15 protein-coding genes are annotated in these 15439 nt (G+C 74.8%); 5 read left to right on the top strand and 10 right to left on the bottom strand.

What is annotated here, in order from left to right:
* On the bottom strand, window positions 1–695 hold a 695-nt coding region (locus tag C1A33_RS29860; RefSeq protein WP_101835437.1), incomplete at its 3' end, for an HNH endonuclease family protein.
* A gap of 298 nt (window positions 696–993) precedes the next feature.
* On the opposite strand from C1A33_RS29860, the gene C1A33_RS29855 reads away from it, so the two are divergent.
* The gene (locus tag C1A33_RS29855; RefSeq protein WP_101835427.1) at window positions 994–1695 is read left to right on the top strand and encodes a TetR/AcrR family transcriptional regulator; all 702 of its coding nucleotides are present in this window, start codon (window positions 994–996) and stop codon (window positions 1693–1695) included.
* A gap of 21 nt (window positions 1696–1716) precedes the next feature.
* Here the strand turns inward: C1A33_RS29855 and C1A33_RS29850 are convergent, their stop codons facing one another.
* Window positions 1717–3861 carry a protein kinase domain-containing protein gene (locus C1A33_RS29850; protein ID WP_101835436.1) on the bottom strand — a complete coding sequence of 715 codons (2145 nt, stop codon included), beginning with the start codon at window positions 3859–3861 and terminating at the stop codon, window positions 1717–1719.
* A gap of 295 nt (window positions 3862–4156) precedes the next feature.
* Between C1A33_RS29850 and C1A33_RS29845 the strand changes: the two genes are divergently transcribed.
* A complete protein-coding gene (locus C1A33_RS29845) occupies window positions 4157–4369 on the top strand; it encodes a hypothetical protein (protein ID WP_101835425.1) in 213 nt (70 codons plus the stop codon).
* 18 nt (window positions 4370–4387) lie between these two features.
* Here the strand turns inward: C1A33_RS29845 and C1A33_RS29840 are convergent, their stop codons facing one another.
* Window positions 4388–4783 carry a cold-shock protein gene (locus C1A33_RS29840; protein ID WP_101835423.1) on the bottom strand — a complete coding sequence of 132 codons (396 nt, stop codon included), beginning with the start codon at window positions 4781–4783 and terminating at the stop codon, window positions 4388–4390.
* A 227-nt stretch (window positions 4784–5010) separates the two neighbouring features.
* Between C1A33_RS29840 and C1A33_RS29835 the strand changes: the two genes are divergently transcribed.
* Window positions 5011–5256 carry a hypothetical protein gene (locus C1A33_RS29835; RefSeq protein ID WP_101835421.1) on the top strand — a complete coding sequence of 82 codons (246 nt, stop codon included), beginning with the start codon at window positions 5011–5013 and terminating at the stop codon, window positions 5254–5256.
* A gap of 139 nt (window positions 5257–5395) precedes the next feature.
* On the opposite strand, the gene C1A33_RS29830 is transcribed toward C1A33_RS29835, so the two are convergent.
* Complete coding sequence (locus C1A33_RS29830; protein ID WP_101835419.1) at window positions 5396–6028, bottom strand: HAD family hydrolase; 633 nt, start codon at window positions 6026–6028, stop codon at window positions 5396–5398.
* Between the two features lie 211 nt (window positions 6029–6239).
* On the opposite strand from C1A33_RS29830, the gene purS reads away from it, so the two are divergent.
* On the top strand, window positions 6240–6512 hold the full coding sequence (purS, locus tag C1A33_RS29825; protein WP_101835417.1) for a phosphoribosylformylglycinamidine synthase subunit PurS: 273 nt from the start codon (window positions 6240–6242) through the stop codon (window positions 6510–6512).
* 10 nt (window positions 6513–6522) lie between these two features.
* Here purS and C1A33_RS29820 read toward each other — a convergent pair whose 3' ends face one another.
* From C1A33_RS29820 to C1A33_RS29800, 5 genes are all read right to left on the bottom strand, one after another.
* On the bottom strand, window positions 6523–6873 hold the full coding sequence (locus tag C1A33_RS29820) for a rhodanese-like domain-containing protein (RefSeq protein WP_101835415.1): 351 nt from the start codon (window positions 6871–6873) through the stop codon (window positions 6523–6525).
* 16 nt (window positions 6874–6889) lie between these two features.
* Window positions 6890–7768, bottom strand: a complete 879-nt coding sequence (locus tag C1A33_RS29815) for an Fpg/Nei family DNA glycosylase (protein WP_101835413.1) — start codon at window positions 7766–7768, stop codon at window positions 6890–6892.
* A gap of 122 nt (window positions 7769–7890) precedes the next feature.
* Window positions 7891–8763 (bottom strand): 1,4-dihydroxy-6-naphtoate synthase, encoded by an 873-nt coding sequence (locus tag C1A33_RS29810; protein WP_243408069.1) that lies wholly within the window; start codon window positions 8761–8763, stop codon window positions 7891–7893.
* A gap of 26 nt (window positions 8764–8789) precedes the next feature.
* Window positions 8790–9749 carry a futalosine hydrolase gene (gene mqnB / locus C1A33_RS29805; RefSeq protein ID WP_101835412.1) on the bottom strand — a complete coding sequence of 320 codons (960 nt, stop codon included), beginning with the start codon at window positions 9747–9749 and terminating at the stop codon, window positions 8790–8792.
* Window positions 9750–10088: 339 nt separating this feature from the next.
* Window positions 10089–11678: an MFS transporter gene (locus C1A33_RS29800; RefSeq protein WP_101835410.1), complete on the bottom strand. Its 1590-nt coding sequence runs from the start codon at window positions 11676–11678 to the stop codon at window positions 10089–10091.
* Window positions 11679–11879: 201 nt separating this feature from the next.
* On the opposite strand from C1A33_RS29800, the gene C1A33_RS29795 reads away from it, so the two are divergent.
* Window positions 11880–12791 carry a DUF3027 domain-containing protein gene (locus C1A33_RS29795; protein ID WP_101835434.1) on the top strand — a complete coding sequence of 304 codons (912 nt, stop codon included), beginning with the start codon at window positions 11880–11882 and terminating at the stop codon, window positions 12789–12791.
* A 264-nt stretch (window positions 12792–13055) separates the two neighbouring features.
* Here C1A33_RS29795 and purL read toward each other — a convergent pair whose 3' ends face one another.
* Window positions 13056–15356 carry a phosphoribosylformylglycinamidine synthase subunit PurL gene (gene purL, locus C1A33_RS29790; protein ID WP_101835408.1) on the bottom strand — a complete coding sequence of 767 codons (2301 nt, stop codon included), beginning with the start codon at window positions 15354–15356 and terminating at the stop codon, window positions 13056–13058.
* Between the last annotated feature and the right edge of the window lie 83 nt (window positions 15357–15439).

The following is a 15439-nucleotide window of genomic DNA, read 5'->3' as shown; positions in this document are numbered from 1 at the left end:
GGGGGTTGGGTGGGGCATTTCTGCAGGATCTGGCGCATGGCGGTGGCCTCGGCCGCCACCACCCACAGGTGGTAGCGGGACTTGAGTCCGATCTGGCGGGCGATGTAGGGGCACTGGGCACCGGGGCTCGGTGGAAGCCACTCGGAGGCGTCCTGGTCGCTCTTACGCTGGTTGGTGGGGCCGTCGACAGCCAGCAGGTTCTCCGGGTCGTTCGCGAACTGCAGGCGCTGGGCGTCGGTCCAGTCCAACGCGCCGGTTCGCCAGGCGTCCGCCAGCGGGACGACGTGGTCGATCTGCACCGCCGAGGCGTTGCGGGAGCGGTCGAAGCGGATGATCCGCGTCGTGTATGGGTCGGTGAGCTGGCCGGTCAGCACGGTGCAGTGGTCCGACCTGCGTAGCGTCGTGCTCCGCATGTCCCGGGTCAGGATGTCGTTGCGGGTGTCGCAGCCGTTGTGGTCGACATCCGACCAGGGCGTTCCGAAGGCGTCGCGCCTGTACTTCGGCGAGTTGTCCTCGACGCGGACGGGCAGCGTCGCGAGCAGCGCCAGGGCCGTCCCCGAACCGCCGGACGAGCCCGCTGTCAGTCCCGTTTCCGCCCCGGCCCCCGCCTCGCCGCCGGCGTTGCCCGAGCCCGCCTGGTCGCCGAGGCTGTCGCAGCCCGTCAGCGTCAGGCTCAGCGCCAGCAGTACCAGCATCGCGGCAAACCCGATGGCGCCCACCGGCCTGCCGCGGCCCGATCCACCGCTCGTACCCACGACCGCGCCTCGCGCCTGACGCCTGCCTCGCACCTGACCCCTGCCCTGGTGATCCGCTACTGCCCTGGTGATCCGCTACCGGCGGGCGACCACGCAGCCGACCCGCCCTGTGCCCCTTCGGGCAAACAGTCACGTTAGCGGCCTGTCATGCGTCTTGTGCTGCGGGCACGCTGGCACGGAGGATGATTTGCCGCGAAACATCGGACTGTAGCGGCACAATCCCCTACAGTGTGCTCCCATGTTTGGATCCGCCAGCGCCCAGGCCGGTGCGATCGCCACCGACATCGCCCCGGCGGTGTCGGCGCGGCCGCTGCGGCGGGACGCGGAACTCAACCGCGCCCGCATCCTCGAGGCCGCGCGGGAGCTGTTCGTCGAACGTGGGGTCGACGTCGGCGTGGAGGAGATCGCCCGCCGCGCCGGGGTCGGGATGGGCACCCTGTACCGGCGTTTCTCCAACAAGGACGCGCTGGTCGAGGCGATCCTGCTGGCCGCGGCGGACGGCATCCGGGACCTGGCGGTGGAGGTCGCCGCGGCGGAGCCGCCCGAGCGTGCCCTGCGGGTCTACCTGTCCCGGGTCCTGCTGGCCGATCCCTGCCATCGGCTGTTCCTGACACCGCGGATGTGGCAGGGCGCCGCTGGGCGGGCGCTGGTCGCCGAGGTGCTCCCGCTGGTGGCGGAGATGCTGCGGTCGGCGCAGCGGGCCGGCTCCGTGCGCGCCGACGTGGTGGTCGCGGACCTGCTCGTCCTGATGTGGTCCCTGCGTACGGTGACGGAGTTCACCGAGACGGTGGCGCCGGGTTCGTGGTGGCGGTCCCTGGAGATCGCGCTGGCGGGCTTCCGGCCGGATGACCGCAACGGCGAGCTGCCGGCACCATCCGCGGCGTTCGCCGCCCTGGCGGAGGACACGGCGGCCCGGGAGGGACCGGCGCCGATCGGCTGAGGCCGGGGCGCGGCGGCGGGGTCAGCGGACGGAGATCTTCACCCCGGGGCTCTGAGGGCTCTCGTGCAGCTCGAGGACCTGGGGCACGGCGTCCTGGGGAACGTCGAAGACCAGGGTGCCCTGTTTCGTGTCCCCGGGGTCGATCGCGTCCCACAGGTCCTCGTGCCGTTTGAAACGGGCCAGGAAGTTCGCCTCGTGTCGCTCGCCGCGGTTGTCCCACAGCAGCTGGGCCGTGTTGTCCAGGGCGACGCTCGTGCCGCTGGTGTTGCGCACCGTCACGCGAGCCTGGCAGAACCGCCCGTTCGCCCGCAGCGCCAGCAGGCCGTCGCCGATCTGGGTCGCCGAGCAGTCGAGACCGGCCACGACGAACTGCAGCCCGCCGTCGGTCACCGTGCTGCCGAAGCCCGCCATGGTGCTGGGTTGCGCGGAGCCCGGGGCGGTCGTCGACGCCGCGCCGGTGCCGCCGGACTGCGAGCCGGCGTGCTGGCCGTCGTCGCCCCGGTCCGGCAGGAGGACGACGATCGCGATGCCGATGATCGCTGCCAGCAGGACTCCGGCGATCAGGGCGAGCTGTCGGCGGTCCGGTCCGCGGCGCGCCGGCGCCGGCTGCGCGTAGGGCGGATACCCGGCACCCGTCGCGCCACCGGGGACCGGCCCCGGACCGGGCATTGGTAGCGGTCCGGTCCCCGGGGCGCCCTGGCCCCCCGGGGCGATCCACGGTCCGGCCGCGCCGCGGGGGCGTCCTCCCGGCGGCCCGGCGTCCCGGGGCCCGGCCGGGCTCGGTACGCCGGTCGGCCCGCGCGCGCCGAGCGGTCCCGGACCCGCCGTCGCCGGGCGCCCCGCGTAGGGCGCCTGACCAGGCCCGCCGACGGGAGCACCCCGACCACCGGTCGGATCGACGCCCGGCGGATAGGGCACGCCGCGGGGACGCGCCGCGCCCGGAGGGGCACCCGCCGCGGCGCCGCCGGGGCCCAAGGCCGTGCGGCCGGGTCCCAGAGTGGTGCCGCCCGGGCCGCGGTTGCCTCCTGGCCCGAGGGTGCTCCCCGCGCCGAGCGTGGTGCCAGGCCCGAGGGCGGCACCCGGGCCCATCGGGGCGCCGCCCGGCGGACCGGGGCGGGCCATGCCGGGCGAGCGGCCCGGTGGGCCGGCCTGCTCGGGCCGGGCGGGGGGAACGGCGCCGCCGTTCCACGGCGGGCGGCGCGCCGGTGCCGAGGTGGCCGGGCCGATCCGGGTCGGCGCGGGGCGGGGCACCTCTCCGGTGCGGCTGAGCAGCTCCTCGACCTGGCCGATCGCCGGGCCGTGGGAGCCGCCGCCGCGGGCCGGCGGCTGGGCGATGAGCCGCAGCAGCAGCTCCCGGGCGCTCGGCCGGTCGTCGGGGTGTTTCGCGAGGGCGGCGCTCACCAGGCTGACCAGCGGTTCGCGCAGGCCACCCAGATCAGGCGGGGCCCCGACGATGCGCATGCCGAGATCGATGTCCGAGCCGTCGCCGAACGGGTGCCGGCCGGTGCCGGCGTAGGCGATGAGGATGCCCCAGGCGAACACGTCCGCCTCCGGGCCGATCGGCTGGCCGTGGACCTGCTCGGGCGCCATCCAGCCCGCGGAGCCGAAACCCCAGGCCGTCGGTTTGGCCTTCGCGCCGTCGAGGGCCTGGGCGATGCCGAAGTCGATCACCCGGGGGCCGGACAGCGACAACATCACGTTGCTGGGCTTGAGGTCGCGGTGGACGAGCCCGGCGCTGTGGATGGCGGTCAGCGCCGTCGCCACGCCGACGGCGAGGCCCGTCAGCGTCGACGAGGCGAGCGGCCCCTGGTCGACCTGCTCGTCCAGCCGGACCCCGTCGATGAACTCGGTGACCAGGTAGGGCGCGGGTGCGTTGGGGTCGGCGTCGAGGACCTCGGCGGTGCAGAAGGGGGCGACCCGGCGCGCGGCCTCGACCTCGGCCCGGAACCTGCGCCGGAACTCCTCGTCGGCCGCCAGGTCAGGCCGGATGACCTTGACGGCGACCCGTCGGTCGGCGGCGTTACGAGCGAGATAGACGGTGCCCATCCCACCCACGCCCAGGCGGCTGATCAGGGTGTAGGGGCCGATGGACCGCGGCTCGTGGGGGTTGAGCGGGTCGCCCGGCTCGCGGCGGCGGGGAGTACGGCCCGCGGCGTCGTCGACCATGGTCAGCACCGTACGGTTGTGATCACGATCGCTGCCCACTGCTCGTCACACGAATGCCTCTCAGCTCCTGATCTGACCCAGGGTCCTGCCGCCGCCGTCACCGTCCATGCCGACGTTCCGCGCTGTCTCTGTCGTTCGCAGTCTGCCGCACGATCGGTGCTGCCCGGCACGCGCGGGCACCTCGGCGGGCGCTTGGGTCGGCAGAACGACAATGTGTTGCGGTCGCGGGTCACCTGCGGTCCGAAATGGGGCATCGTAGGTGGATGGACGTGGGCGGCGTGGGCGCGGAGTCCGAATGCTCCACGGCGGGCGCGGCGGTGGGCGGTTGACCGGCGACGACGGCGTCGGCGCCCGGCGGGTCGACGGCCCGTGGCTGCTGTGTCCATGGTGTGACGGGCCGGTCCCCCTGACCCACCTCGTCGCCTCGGACGACGAGCCAGGCGCGCAGGTGGCCGTGTGCACCGGCTGCGGCCGCCGGGTGAGCTTCCTGCCGCCGACACCGCCGTGAGCGCCGGCTCCCGGGCGCCTACGCCTCCAGCTCATTCGCCACGGCATGCACGACCTTGGCGACCCGCTGCGCGATGCGCCGGTCCGGGTAGCGCCCGCGGCGCAGGTCACGCTGTACGTCGTCCAGCACCTTGATCATGTCCTCGACCATGCTGTGCAGCTCGTCCGGGCTGCGCCGGGCCGCCTGTGCGGCCGCCTTGGAGACGGACGGCGGCGCGGACAGCAGCCGGACCGACAACGCCTGGTCCCCCCGCCGACCGGCGGCGACGCCGAACTCCACCCGGTCGCCGGGCTTGAGCCGGTCGACACCGGGCGGAAGCGCGGCCTTGTGCACGAAGACATCGCCGCCGTCGTCACGGCTGAGAAAGCCGAAGCCCTTGTCGACGTCGAACCACTTGACTTTGCCGGTGGGCACGGGCGACCTCGTTCTGAGTAACGACAGGACAACGCGACGAAAGCGCGGGGAATCCCAGGCTATCCGCCGACCGCACCACGCGTGGGCCTTCGGTAGCGATCGGCTGTCGGACAGACCTCGCCCGTGACCGTCGCCGCGCCCGTGTTATCGCCGCGAGACCGCGGGCATGCCTGGTCCTGACCCTGGGCCGGGCATCCGGCCCCTCCCCGATGACAGGAGGCGAACCGATGGCGATTCCCGAGCACGACGACGTGCGTATCCCGGAGGACTTCCGTACCCGGGACGACCTCGAAGCGGCCGAGCGCGGCCGGGCCCGGGACGAGGCGGTGCTCGGCGCCGACAGCGGCCCGGACGACCCGCGGGCGCGTCGAGCCGCCGACGGGCTCACCGTCAGCGAGCGTGACGCGGCGAGCTACCGCGAGCACGTGGAACGAGGCGCCAACCAGCAGGGCGAGGGCGCCCCGATCGTCTGAGCACCGCAGCCCGAGGCGGGCGCGGGCGGCGGCCCGCGGCGGTGACCATCGCCGCCGGTGACCATCGCCGCCGGTGACCGCCGGCGTCAGCGGTGTCGCCGTCAGCGGTTGTCGTCGCCGGTGGTCGTCATCGACGTGGTCAGCGGCGCCGCGCCGCCTCGGCGGCCAGCCACGGCGGGAACTGGTGGAGATCGGCGAGCACGATGGCCGCGCCGGCGGCGCGCAGCTCGTCCGCCGCGTGCGGGCCGGTGGCGACGCCGACGGCGAGGGCGCCGCCGTGGCGTGCCCCGAGCATGTCGCCGGCGTGGTCGCCGACGAACACGTCGACCTGGTGCGCGAGCACGGAGACGCCCTTGGTGTCGGCGAACCGGTCGCCCTCGATCACGTCGGCGTGGATGCCGATGTGCCGCAGGCTCGCCCGGGCGAGCGCGGTGGCCTTGGCGGTCACGACGACCACCCGCCCGGACAGGGCACGAACGGCGGCGACCGCCTCGGTGGCGCCGGGCATCGGTGCGGAGGCGGGCAGCGCGTGCACCGCGTACAGCTGGCGGTAGCGGGCCGCGGCGGCGGGCACGTCGGCGGCCGGGAACCAGTTGGCGAGTTCCGTCTCCAGCGGCGGACCGAGCCGGGAGACGACGAGCTCGGCGTCGACCGCCACGCCGGTCTCGGCGGACAGCGCGGCGAGGCTCGCCCGGATGCCGTCGCGCGCGTCCAACAGGGTCAGGTCGAGGTCGAAGCCGATCACCGGGGACGCCGCGCGCCAGGACACCACCGTCCGAGCCTAGGCGCCGGCGCAGGGAGCCGGTGGGCGGTCGGCAATAGTTCCGCGCGGCACCGCGGTGGTGTCCGCCGCACTGGCCGCCGCCGCGGGCAGCATGGCCACGACCGCGAGCCCGCCGTGAGACCGACCGCTGTGAGACCGACCGCCGCGCCGGCCGGGAAAGCGCACCCGCCGGGCCGCCGGGCCGGTAGTGTCCGCGGATGTGACCAGGGTTGTGGTGGATGTGATGCTCAAGCCGGAGATCCTCGACCCCCAGGGGCAGGCCGTGCTCAGCGCGCTGCCCCGGCTCGGGGTGAGCGGGATCGTCGGCGTCCGCCAGGGCAAGCGGTTCGAGCTGGAGCTGGCGGACGGCGTCGAGGCCGATGGCGCGGTCCTCGCGCGGGTGGAGCACCTCGCCGCGACGCTGCTGGCGAACCCGGTGATCGAGGACTATCAGGTGCGGGTCGAGGAGCCGGCGGCAGAGGCCGCCGGCTGACCGGCACCGGTCACAGGACGGTGGGGGCGCTGCCGGCCTCGCTGATCATCGGTCGGCCGCGGGCCGCCCAGGCCACCATCCCGTCGGTCAGGTTGCGAACCTGCCAGCCACCCTGCGCGAGGTAGGTGGTGACGGCCGCGGAGCGGCGCCCGGATCGGCACACGACCACGACGTCCTGCTCGCGGGGAACCTCGTCGAGCCGGGCGGCGAGCTCGCCCATGGGGATGTGCAGCGCGCCGGCGATGTGACCGGCGGACCACTCGTCGGGCTCGCGGACGTCCACAAGCAGGGGTGCGCCGGCCGCGGACAGGTCGGCAGGCAGGTCGTCGACGTTGACGGCCGGGATCTGGTCAGAACTCACGCCACCATCCTGCCACCTACTTGAGCAGTCGGGACAGTCTGCGGTCGGCGAGGGGGCGCCCGCCGGTCTGGCAGGTCGGGCAGTACTGCAGCGACCGGTCGGCGAACGACACCTCGCGGATCGTGTCGCCGCAGCGCGGGCAGGGCAGCCCGGTTCGGCCGTGCACGGACAGGTTGGCCTTCTTCTCCGCCTTCAGCTCGCCCGCGCCAAGACCGCGCGCCGTGTCGCGGGCCTCGGTGAGCACACCGACGAGCCCCTCGTGCAGCGTCGCCACCTCCGCGGGGCCCAGGCCGCCGGCCGGCCGGAACGGGGACAGGTGCGCCGCCCACAGCGCCTCGTCGGAGTAGGCGTTGCCGACGCCCGCGATCCGCGACTGGTCGGTGAGCACCCCCTTGAGCTGGCCTCGGCCCGCCGCCGTGAGGATCTCCGCCAGTGCTGCCACCGTGAACTCGGGGGCGAACGGGTCGACGCCGAGCCGGGCGATCCCCGGCACCTCCGCCGGCTCGCGGACCAGGTAGACGGCCAGCCGCTTCTGGGTGCCGGCCTCGGTGAGGTCGAAGCCGCCGCGGTCGTCGAACACCACCCGCAGCGCGAGCGGACCGCGGCCCGGCCGGGCCGGCGCGGAGGGCTGGGTCTCCCGCCAGCGCAGCCAGCCGGCGCGGGCCAGGTGGGTGACGAGGTCGATCCGTTCCCCGTCCGGGGTGGCGAACACGAGGTCGAGGAACTTGCCGTGCCGTTCCACCGCGGCCAGCGTGGCCCCGCGCAGCGCCGACGGCGGCGGGTCGAACGTCTTCAGGGCACTGACGGCGACGGGTTCGACCCGCTCGACGACCCGGCCGAGCGCCGTGTCACGCAGGAAGGCGGCGAGCGCGTCGACCTCCGGCAGCTCCGGCATGACCGCAGTGTCGCAGCTCAGATGCCCTGGCGCCTACCGCCAGGACCGCGGGTCCCGCCAGCGACCCGGGACGCCGCCGAGACACGGACCTCGCCGCCGCGCGCCGCCCGCGGGTGGTCGGGTCAGCGCAGGGGCTGGGCGAGGCGGGGGACGAGGTCGGCGTCGGCGGCCTGGGTAAGCAGCGTCTCGATGGCGGAGAAGCCCTCGTCACCGAGGTCGAGGCTGAACTCGTTCACGTACAGCTTGATGTGCGCGTCGACGACGTCCGGTGCCAGCTCCTGGGAGTGGGCGAGGACGTAGTCGGCGCTGGCGGCCGGATCCGCGAACGCGGCGGCGACGCTGGCCCGCACCGCGGCGGACAGCGCGGCGCCGTCCAGCTCGCGACGGGCGAGGATCGCGCCGAGCGGGATCGGCAGCGAGGTCCGTGCCTCCCACCAGTCGCCGAGGTCCGCGAGCGCGGTCAGGCCGTACGACGGGTAGGTGAAGCGCGACTCGTGGATGACCAGGCCGGCGTCGTACCGCCCGTCGCGGACCGCCGGCATGATCTTTTCGAACGGCAGCACGTCGATGCTCGCGACGCCCTGGTCGACCGCCCACAGGCGGAAGAGCAGGTAGGCGGTGGTGCGGGTGCCGGGGATGGCGACGCGGGCGCCGCGCAGGTCGGCGCGCCCGGCGGTGAGCACCAGCGGGCCGCAGCCCCGGCCGAGCGCGCCGCCGGCGGTGAGCAGCTGGTAGTCGGCGAGCAGCCACGGCAGCGCGGCGTAGGACACCTTGACGAGGTCGTCGCGCCGCTGCGCGGCCCGCCCGTTGAGCACGTCGATGTCGGCGAAGGTGACCTCGACGGCGGGCGCGCCCGGTACCAGCCCGTGCGCGAGGGCGTGGAAGGCGAACGTGTCGTTGGGGCAGGGGGAGATCGCCAGCGACAGCGCGCCCCAGCCCGCGGCCGCCGTCGTCTCCGCCGCGTCGCCCGCGTCGCCTGCCTGGTGTCCGCTCATCCGTGCCCCTTCCCGGGCCGTGTCGGTCAGTGCGCGCCTCCGCTGCCGTTCACGGTGGCGCCGCCGCCGGAGGACGCCACCGGCTCGGCGGCGACGAGACCCTCGGGGTGGGCGACCAGCGCCGCCGCGGCGGTGCGCAGGCTCGCGAGCGCCGCCGGCAGGTTCCAGCCGGCCCGGTCCCGACGGCCCACCGGGTTGCTGACGGCCCGGATCTCCGCGGCGGCCACGCCGAACGCCCGCGCGGCCAGGGCCACGGAGTATCCCTCCATCGCCTCGGCGACCGGATCGAGCCACTCGGTGAGCGCGGCGGCCCGCCGCTCGGTCCCGGTCACGGTCGACACGCTGGCCACGGTACCCGTGACGATGCGCCGGCCGGTCGCCTCGAGCACCGTCCCCAGCCGGGACACCAGCTCCGGCTCGGGGCGGGCGGTGGACGAGCCGAGCCCCAGGTCATCGAGGGTGAGGAAGGCGGCGTCGGCCACGGGCCGGCCGTCGCCCGCGCGGTGGGTCGGCGCGCCGCCGCTGTGGAAGCCGAGGTTGCGGTCCATCTCGCTGACGCGGCCGACGGGCTGCGGCGGCTCCTCGTCGAGGCCGGACTCGGCGCCCAGGTCCGCGGCGATCATCCGATCGGCGATGACGAGGTCGCCGATCTCCGCCCAGCCGCGGAAGCCACCGGCGACACCCATGGTGAGTACCAGGTCGAACGGCTGGCCGGCCGCGTTCGCCACGGTCAGCGCCGTCGCGGCGCCGGCGGCGGCGGCGGGGCCGCCGGTGCCGGCGGCGAGGACCGTGACTGGCCCGCGCCGCCGGCCCACATACGGGCCGAGCGTGGAGGTGGTGAGCAGCTGGCGGTCCCAGTCCGGGGACACCAGGTTGCCGGGTCCGGCCGGCAGCCGGGTCCGGCCTCGGGACCAGCTGCCCATCAACCCCGCGCACACCGCGTCCGCCTCCGCGGTCACCGCGGTGACGATCAGGGTGCGGCTCACGACCGGGTCCGGATCATCGTGTGGAGTGTCCTCCTCGGCCGTCCTGCGCTGATAGTCGTGCTGCGCTGTCGGTCGATCTGCCCGAATGCCACCGCGCCGGACGGCCAGGTAACGGCACGGGGTTTTCTATGTGGTGCAAATCGGACTAGTTGCCGGACCATAGCATCACGGGCGACGCTGCGTGGCGCCGATGGCGGTGCGCGGCCCCCCGTGCGCGTTGCGTGGGCTGCACACGGGACAACGGGGGTACTCGCGTTGATATGCCCGCAAGGCCCAGCCCACAGGTGTCGGACCGGCGCGCGCCACGCCCGGAGGTTACCGCCGCCGACCCTGCCCGGCTCAGCCCCGGTGTCGCCGGCCCAGTCCGCGGCGCCCGCGGGGCGCGCCCGGCAGTGTGGCGTCTGGCCCGGCGGCCTCGGGCACGGTCCGCCCCGGCGGCGTCGGTTGAGCCGGGGGCGCCGGGTCCTCGAGGGTCGCCGGGACGGCCTCGGGTGCGGCCCGCCACGGCTGGGAGGGCGGCATCGGGCTGGCGACGGCGACCGCGGGATCACTCCACACCGCCGGCATGGCGGCCTGCCCGACGAGCGGGTATCCGCTCTGGCCGGCCGGCGGTCCCTGCTGCCAGTCGGGCGCGGCGGCCTGCGCAGGGGTGTGGGCGCGCACCCGGGCGGCCAGCCGGGCCCGGCGCAGGGAGCCGGCCTGGAGGAACAGGGTGGCGCACACGGCGGCCGCCGCCAGCGCGAATCCCACTGTCCCGGGCATCTCGACGAGCCCGATCGCGCCGCCGGCGACCCACGCGAGCTGCAGCGCCGTCTCGGACCGCGCGAACGCCGAGTTACGGGTCGCCTCGGGGATGTCGCGCTGGACGATCGCGTCCAGCGCCAGCTTGCCCATCGACCCGGCCATGCTGGCCAGCAGCGCCGCGACCAGCGAGGTGAGCCGGGTGTAGGTGACGGCGGCCCCCAGGCAGCCGCCGGCGGCCATCACCAGGGCGAGCATGAGGATGCCCTCCGGCCGGCGCCGGCCGAGCCGCCCGCCGATGAACACCCCAAGCCCGCTGCCGACGCCCGCCGCGACCGCCAGACCACCGAGCCACAGGTTGTTGCCACCCTTGGTGCGCAACAGGAACGCCAGGTAGAAGGTGAGGAAACCGACAAGACCCCGCAGGACGAGGGTGGCCCGCAGCGCGAGCGGCAGCGCTCCGAGCGCCCCCCGCAGCCGGGCGCGCAGGCCCGGCCGGCCATCGCCGGCGACCGCGGCGCGCAGCGGCAGCTCACCGGCGGCCGAGTCGACGTGCCCCGGCAGGTTGAAGGCCAGCAGCACGCCGGCCATGTAGACGACCGCGCACAGCCGCAGCACCCATGGATAGCCGACGAAGGGGGCGTTCGCGATCCCCAGCCCCACCGGCGCCATGATCGCCCCAGCGATGATGTTCACCAGGGAGATACGCGAGTTGACCTTGACGAGGGTGATCTCGGGCGGCGCGACCCGCGGCGTCACCGCGCTGCGGGCGACGCCGAAGCCGCGGGAGAGCACCAACAGGCCAAGTGCCAGCGGGTAGACGGCCAGCCCGTCCAGCGCCCCGGCGAGCTGCCAGGCGAGCAGGCCGCGACCCAGGCACAGCGCGGCGAGCGCGGTGCGCCGCCCGTGCGCGACCCGGTCCAGCAGCGGCCCGATGACCGGCGCCAGCAGCGCGAACGGCACCATCGTGATGAGCAGGTAGAGCGCGACCTTCGACCGGGCCTCGGCGGAGGGCACCGAGAAGAACAGCGAGCCGGCGAGGGCCACGGTGACGAGCGCGTCACCGGCGGCGTTGACGAAGGACAGTTCGGTGAGCGAGGACAGCCCGGTCCGGCCGGAGTCGTCGCCGCGCACGCGTGACCGCAGGCCGCGCAGGTTGCCCGAGATGGCTCTGCCCACGTTCACCATGCCGAGTGTCCTCGTCCCTGGCCTCGCTGTCCCTGGCCTGCGCTGTCCCTGGCCTGCGCTGTCTCTGGCCTGTGCTCCTGCGACCACGTCGGGCGGTGCGGGTGTCCGTGGGAGAGAATACGTTGCGTGGATGCTCCAGAGCTTCGTTCCGCCACGACCGAGCTGCCCCGGGAGGAGGCGGCCGACACCTCGCCGGCCGACATGTCGCCGGGGGAGGCCTCGGCCGTGGGCGTGATGCCGGCCACGCGGTCGCGGGCCGGCCGGACGGTCCGGGAACCGGTGGCCGACCCAACCTGCGCCGCCGCGGTGGACTTGGCGCGGGCGGCCGCGATCGTCGAAGCCGGGGACGAGGCGGCGGTTGGTGAGCATCTCGGCTGCGACGCCGAGGGCGACCGCATAGTGCTGCACCGGTTCGCCTGCCGATCCGCGTCCTACCCGGGCTGGACGTGGACGGTCGTGGTGACGCGCGCCTCGCGGGTGCGCAAGGTCACGGTCGATGATGTGGTGCTCATGCCGGGTGACGGGGCGTTGCTGGCCCCGGCCTGGGTTCCGTGGTCGGAGCGGCTGCGGCCGGGTGACGTCGGCGTCGGCGATCTGCTGCCGACGGCGATCGACGATCCGCGCCTCACGTTGCGGGCGGAGGATGTCGAGGAGCTCGTCGACACCGACAACTTCGTCGAGCTCGGGCTCGGCCGGCCCCGGGTGCTGTCCGCCGCCGGCCGGGAGGAAGCCGTCGAACGCTGGTACGCGGGTGACGCGGGGCCGTCCGCCTCGATCGCCAAGGTCGCGCCGGCGTCCTGCCTGACCTGCGGTTTCCATGTGCGTCTCGCCGGTGCGCTGGGCCGGTTGTTCGGGGTCTGCGCCAACGAGCTCGCCCCCGACGACGGCCGGGTCACCGCCATCGACCATGGCTGCGGCGCGCACTCGGAGGCGCTGGTGGCGCCGTCGGCCCACCCGGAGTCGGTGGTGTTCGACGAGGACCCGTCCGACCTCGAGCCGACGGACGTCGAGCTGGTCGCGGTGACGGCCCATCCGCCGGGCTCGGTGTCCGACACCGAGCCCGACGAGCAGTCCGCCGACGCCATCGGTCCGGAGCCCTACGGCCACTCCTGAATCACCCCCGCCCCGCGCCGCCGCCCCGCCGACCGCCCGGCGGGGCGGCAAGGCGTCAGCGTCGACCAGAAGGCCGAGGACGGGGCGGACTTCCCGTGGAGGGGAAGTGTGCGCGGCGGACGGCGGCGCCGTGTCGCGAACACGGCGTGTCGTGTCGGGTTTGTCCCCCAGTTCGCGACACGGGCCGCAGTGAAACTGCCATCACGCTGCCACGGCCCGCCGCGCGACGCGACAACCAGGAAGATCGCAACCCGAGACGGCGACCTAGCGGACCTGGCCGAACAGGGCGGGCAGGGTGCCCTCGTGCGCGGTGCGCAGCTCGGCGAGGCCGACGTCGAACGCGCCCGCGACGTCGAGCGTGTCGCCGTCGACGGATCCGATCCGCCGCCACGGCAGCCCGCGGGCCGTGCACAGGTCGACGAACCGCGCCTCCTCGGCGGGGGGCACGGCGACGACCGCGCGCCCCGCGGACTCGCTGAACAGCTCGACGAACAGGTCGTCCGACCCGGTGCCCAGCTCGATCCGCGCGCCCTGGCCGCCGCGCAGGCAGGACTCCACCAGCGCCTGCGCGAGGCCGCCGTCGGACAGGTCATGCGCCGCGCGCAGCATCCCCTCGCGGGAGCCGGCGACGAGGATCTCGCCAAGCAGCTGCTCACGGGCGAGGTCGACCGCCGGCGGCGTCCCACCGAGGTGCCGGTGGGTCACCCAGGCCCATTCCGAGCCGCCGAACTCGTCGGCGGTCTCGCCGAGCAGGATCAGCGTGTCGCCCGCGGTGCTGAAACCGATCGGGGTGCGCCGGGCGACGTCGTCGAACAGGCCGAGCACGCCAATGACCGGCGTCGGGTGGATCGGCGTGGCGCCGGTCTGGTTGTAGAACGAGACGTTGCCGCCGGTGACCGGCAGGCCGAGGCGCCGGCAGCCGTCGGCGAGCCCCGCGCAGGCCTCGGCGAACTGCCACATCACCTCCGGGTCCTCGGGGGAGCCGAAGTTCAGGCAGTTGGTGACGGCGATCGGGACGGCGCCGGCGGCGCTGACGTTGCGGCACGCCTCGGCGAGTGCCAGCTGCGCGCCGGCGAACGGGTCAAGACGGGCGTAGCGGCCGTTGCCGTCGGTGGCCAGCGCGATCCCGAGGCCGGTGGACTCCGACAGCCGCAGGACGCCCGCGTCCTCCGGCTGGGCGAGCACCGTGTTCGCCTGGACGTACCGGTCGTACTGGTCGGTGACCCAGGCCCGGGAGCACAGGTTCGGCGACGCGACCATCCGCAGCAGCGTCTCGCGCAGCTCGGTGCCGGTGGCCGGGCGGGCCAACCGGGCGGCGCTCGGCGTGTCGGCCCGGACGAGGTCGAGGTCGGCGGGGCGGCGCAGCGGGCGCTCGTAGACGGGTCCGTCGTCGGCCAGGGAGCCGGGCGGCACGTCCACGACCACCTCGCCGTGCCAGCGCACGACGAGCCGGCCGGTGTCGGTGACCGTGCCGATCCGGGTCGCGAGCACCCCCCAGCGCTCGGCGAGCGCGAGCACCTCGGGCAGCACGGCCGGGGTGACGATCGCGAGCATCCGCTCCTGCGACTCGCTGGCCAGCACCTCCGGCGCGCTCATCGACGCCTCGCGCAGCGGGACGAGGTCGAGGTCGACGTCCATGCCGCCGGGCTGGCCGGTGGCGAGGCCGGCGGCCGTGGTCTCGGTGAGAGCGCAGGTCAGGCCGGCGCCGCCGAGGTCCTGGATGCCGGTGACGAGGCCGCGGTCGAACAGCTCCAGGCAGCTCTCGATGAGGATCTTCTCGGTGAACGGGTCGCCGACCTGCACCGACGGGCGCCGCGCCGGGCCGCCGCCCTCGTCGAAGGTGGCCGACGCCAGCACCGACACCCCGCCGATGCCGTCCCGCCCGGTCTTCGCGCCGAGCAGGACCACCGCGTTGCCGACCCCGGTCGCCGCGGACGTCTGCACCCGCCCGACCGGCATCACCCCGACGCACAGCGCGTTGACCAGTGGATTTCCGGCGTAGGTGGGGTCGAAGACGACCTCGCCGCCGATGTTCGGCAGACCGAGGCAGTTGCCGTAGCCGCCGACGCCGGCGACGATCCCGGGCAGCGTCCGCGCCGTGTCGGGCGCGTCCGCGTCACCGAAGCGCAGCGGGTCGAGCACGGCGATCGGCCGCGCGCCCATCGTCAGGATGTCGCGGACGATGCCGCCGACGCCGGTGGCGGCGCCCTGGTAGGGCTCGACGAAGCTCGGGTGGTTGTGCGACTCGATCTTGAAGGTGACGGCCAGGCCCTCGCCGACGTCGACGACGCCCGCGTTCTCGCCCATGCCGACCAGCAGCCGGTCAGTGGACGGCGTGTCCCGGAACTGCCGCAGATGGACCTTGGAGGACTTGTAGGAGCAGTGCTCGCTCCACATCACCGAGTACATCGCGAGCTCGGCGTCGCTGGGGCGGCGGCCGAGGGTGGCGACGATCCGGGCGTACTCGTCGTCGGTCAGGCCCAGTTCGCGGTAGGGCTGCTCGGCGGGGCCGGTGCCCACCGTCGTCTCGGGGGTGGCCGCCGGGGCGGTCGGGTTGCCGGTCACCCCCCCATCCTCGCGGATTTCGCCAGCGTGTGGCCCCGGTGCCCGGATCGGCGGCGCGCGCGTGGCGTAGGCCACGCCGGCGC

Origin of the sequence: Frankia canadensis, assembly GCF_900197875.1 — a bacterium.
GTDB lineage: Bacteria > Actinomycetota > Actinomycetes > Frankiales > Frankiaceae > Frankia > Frankia canadensis.
Note: the sequence above shows the minus strand (reverse complement) of the source record. Positions and strands in the feature narration are given on the sequence as shown.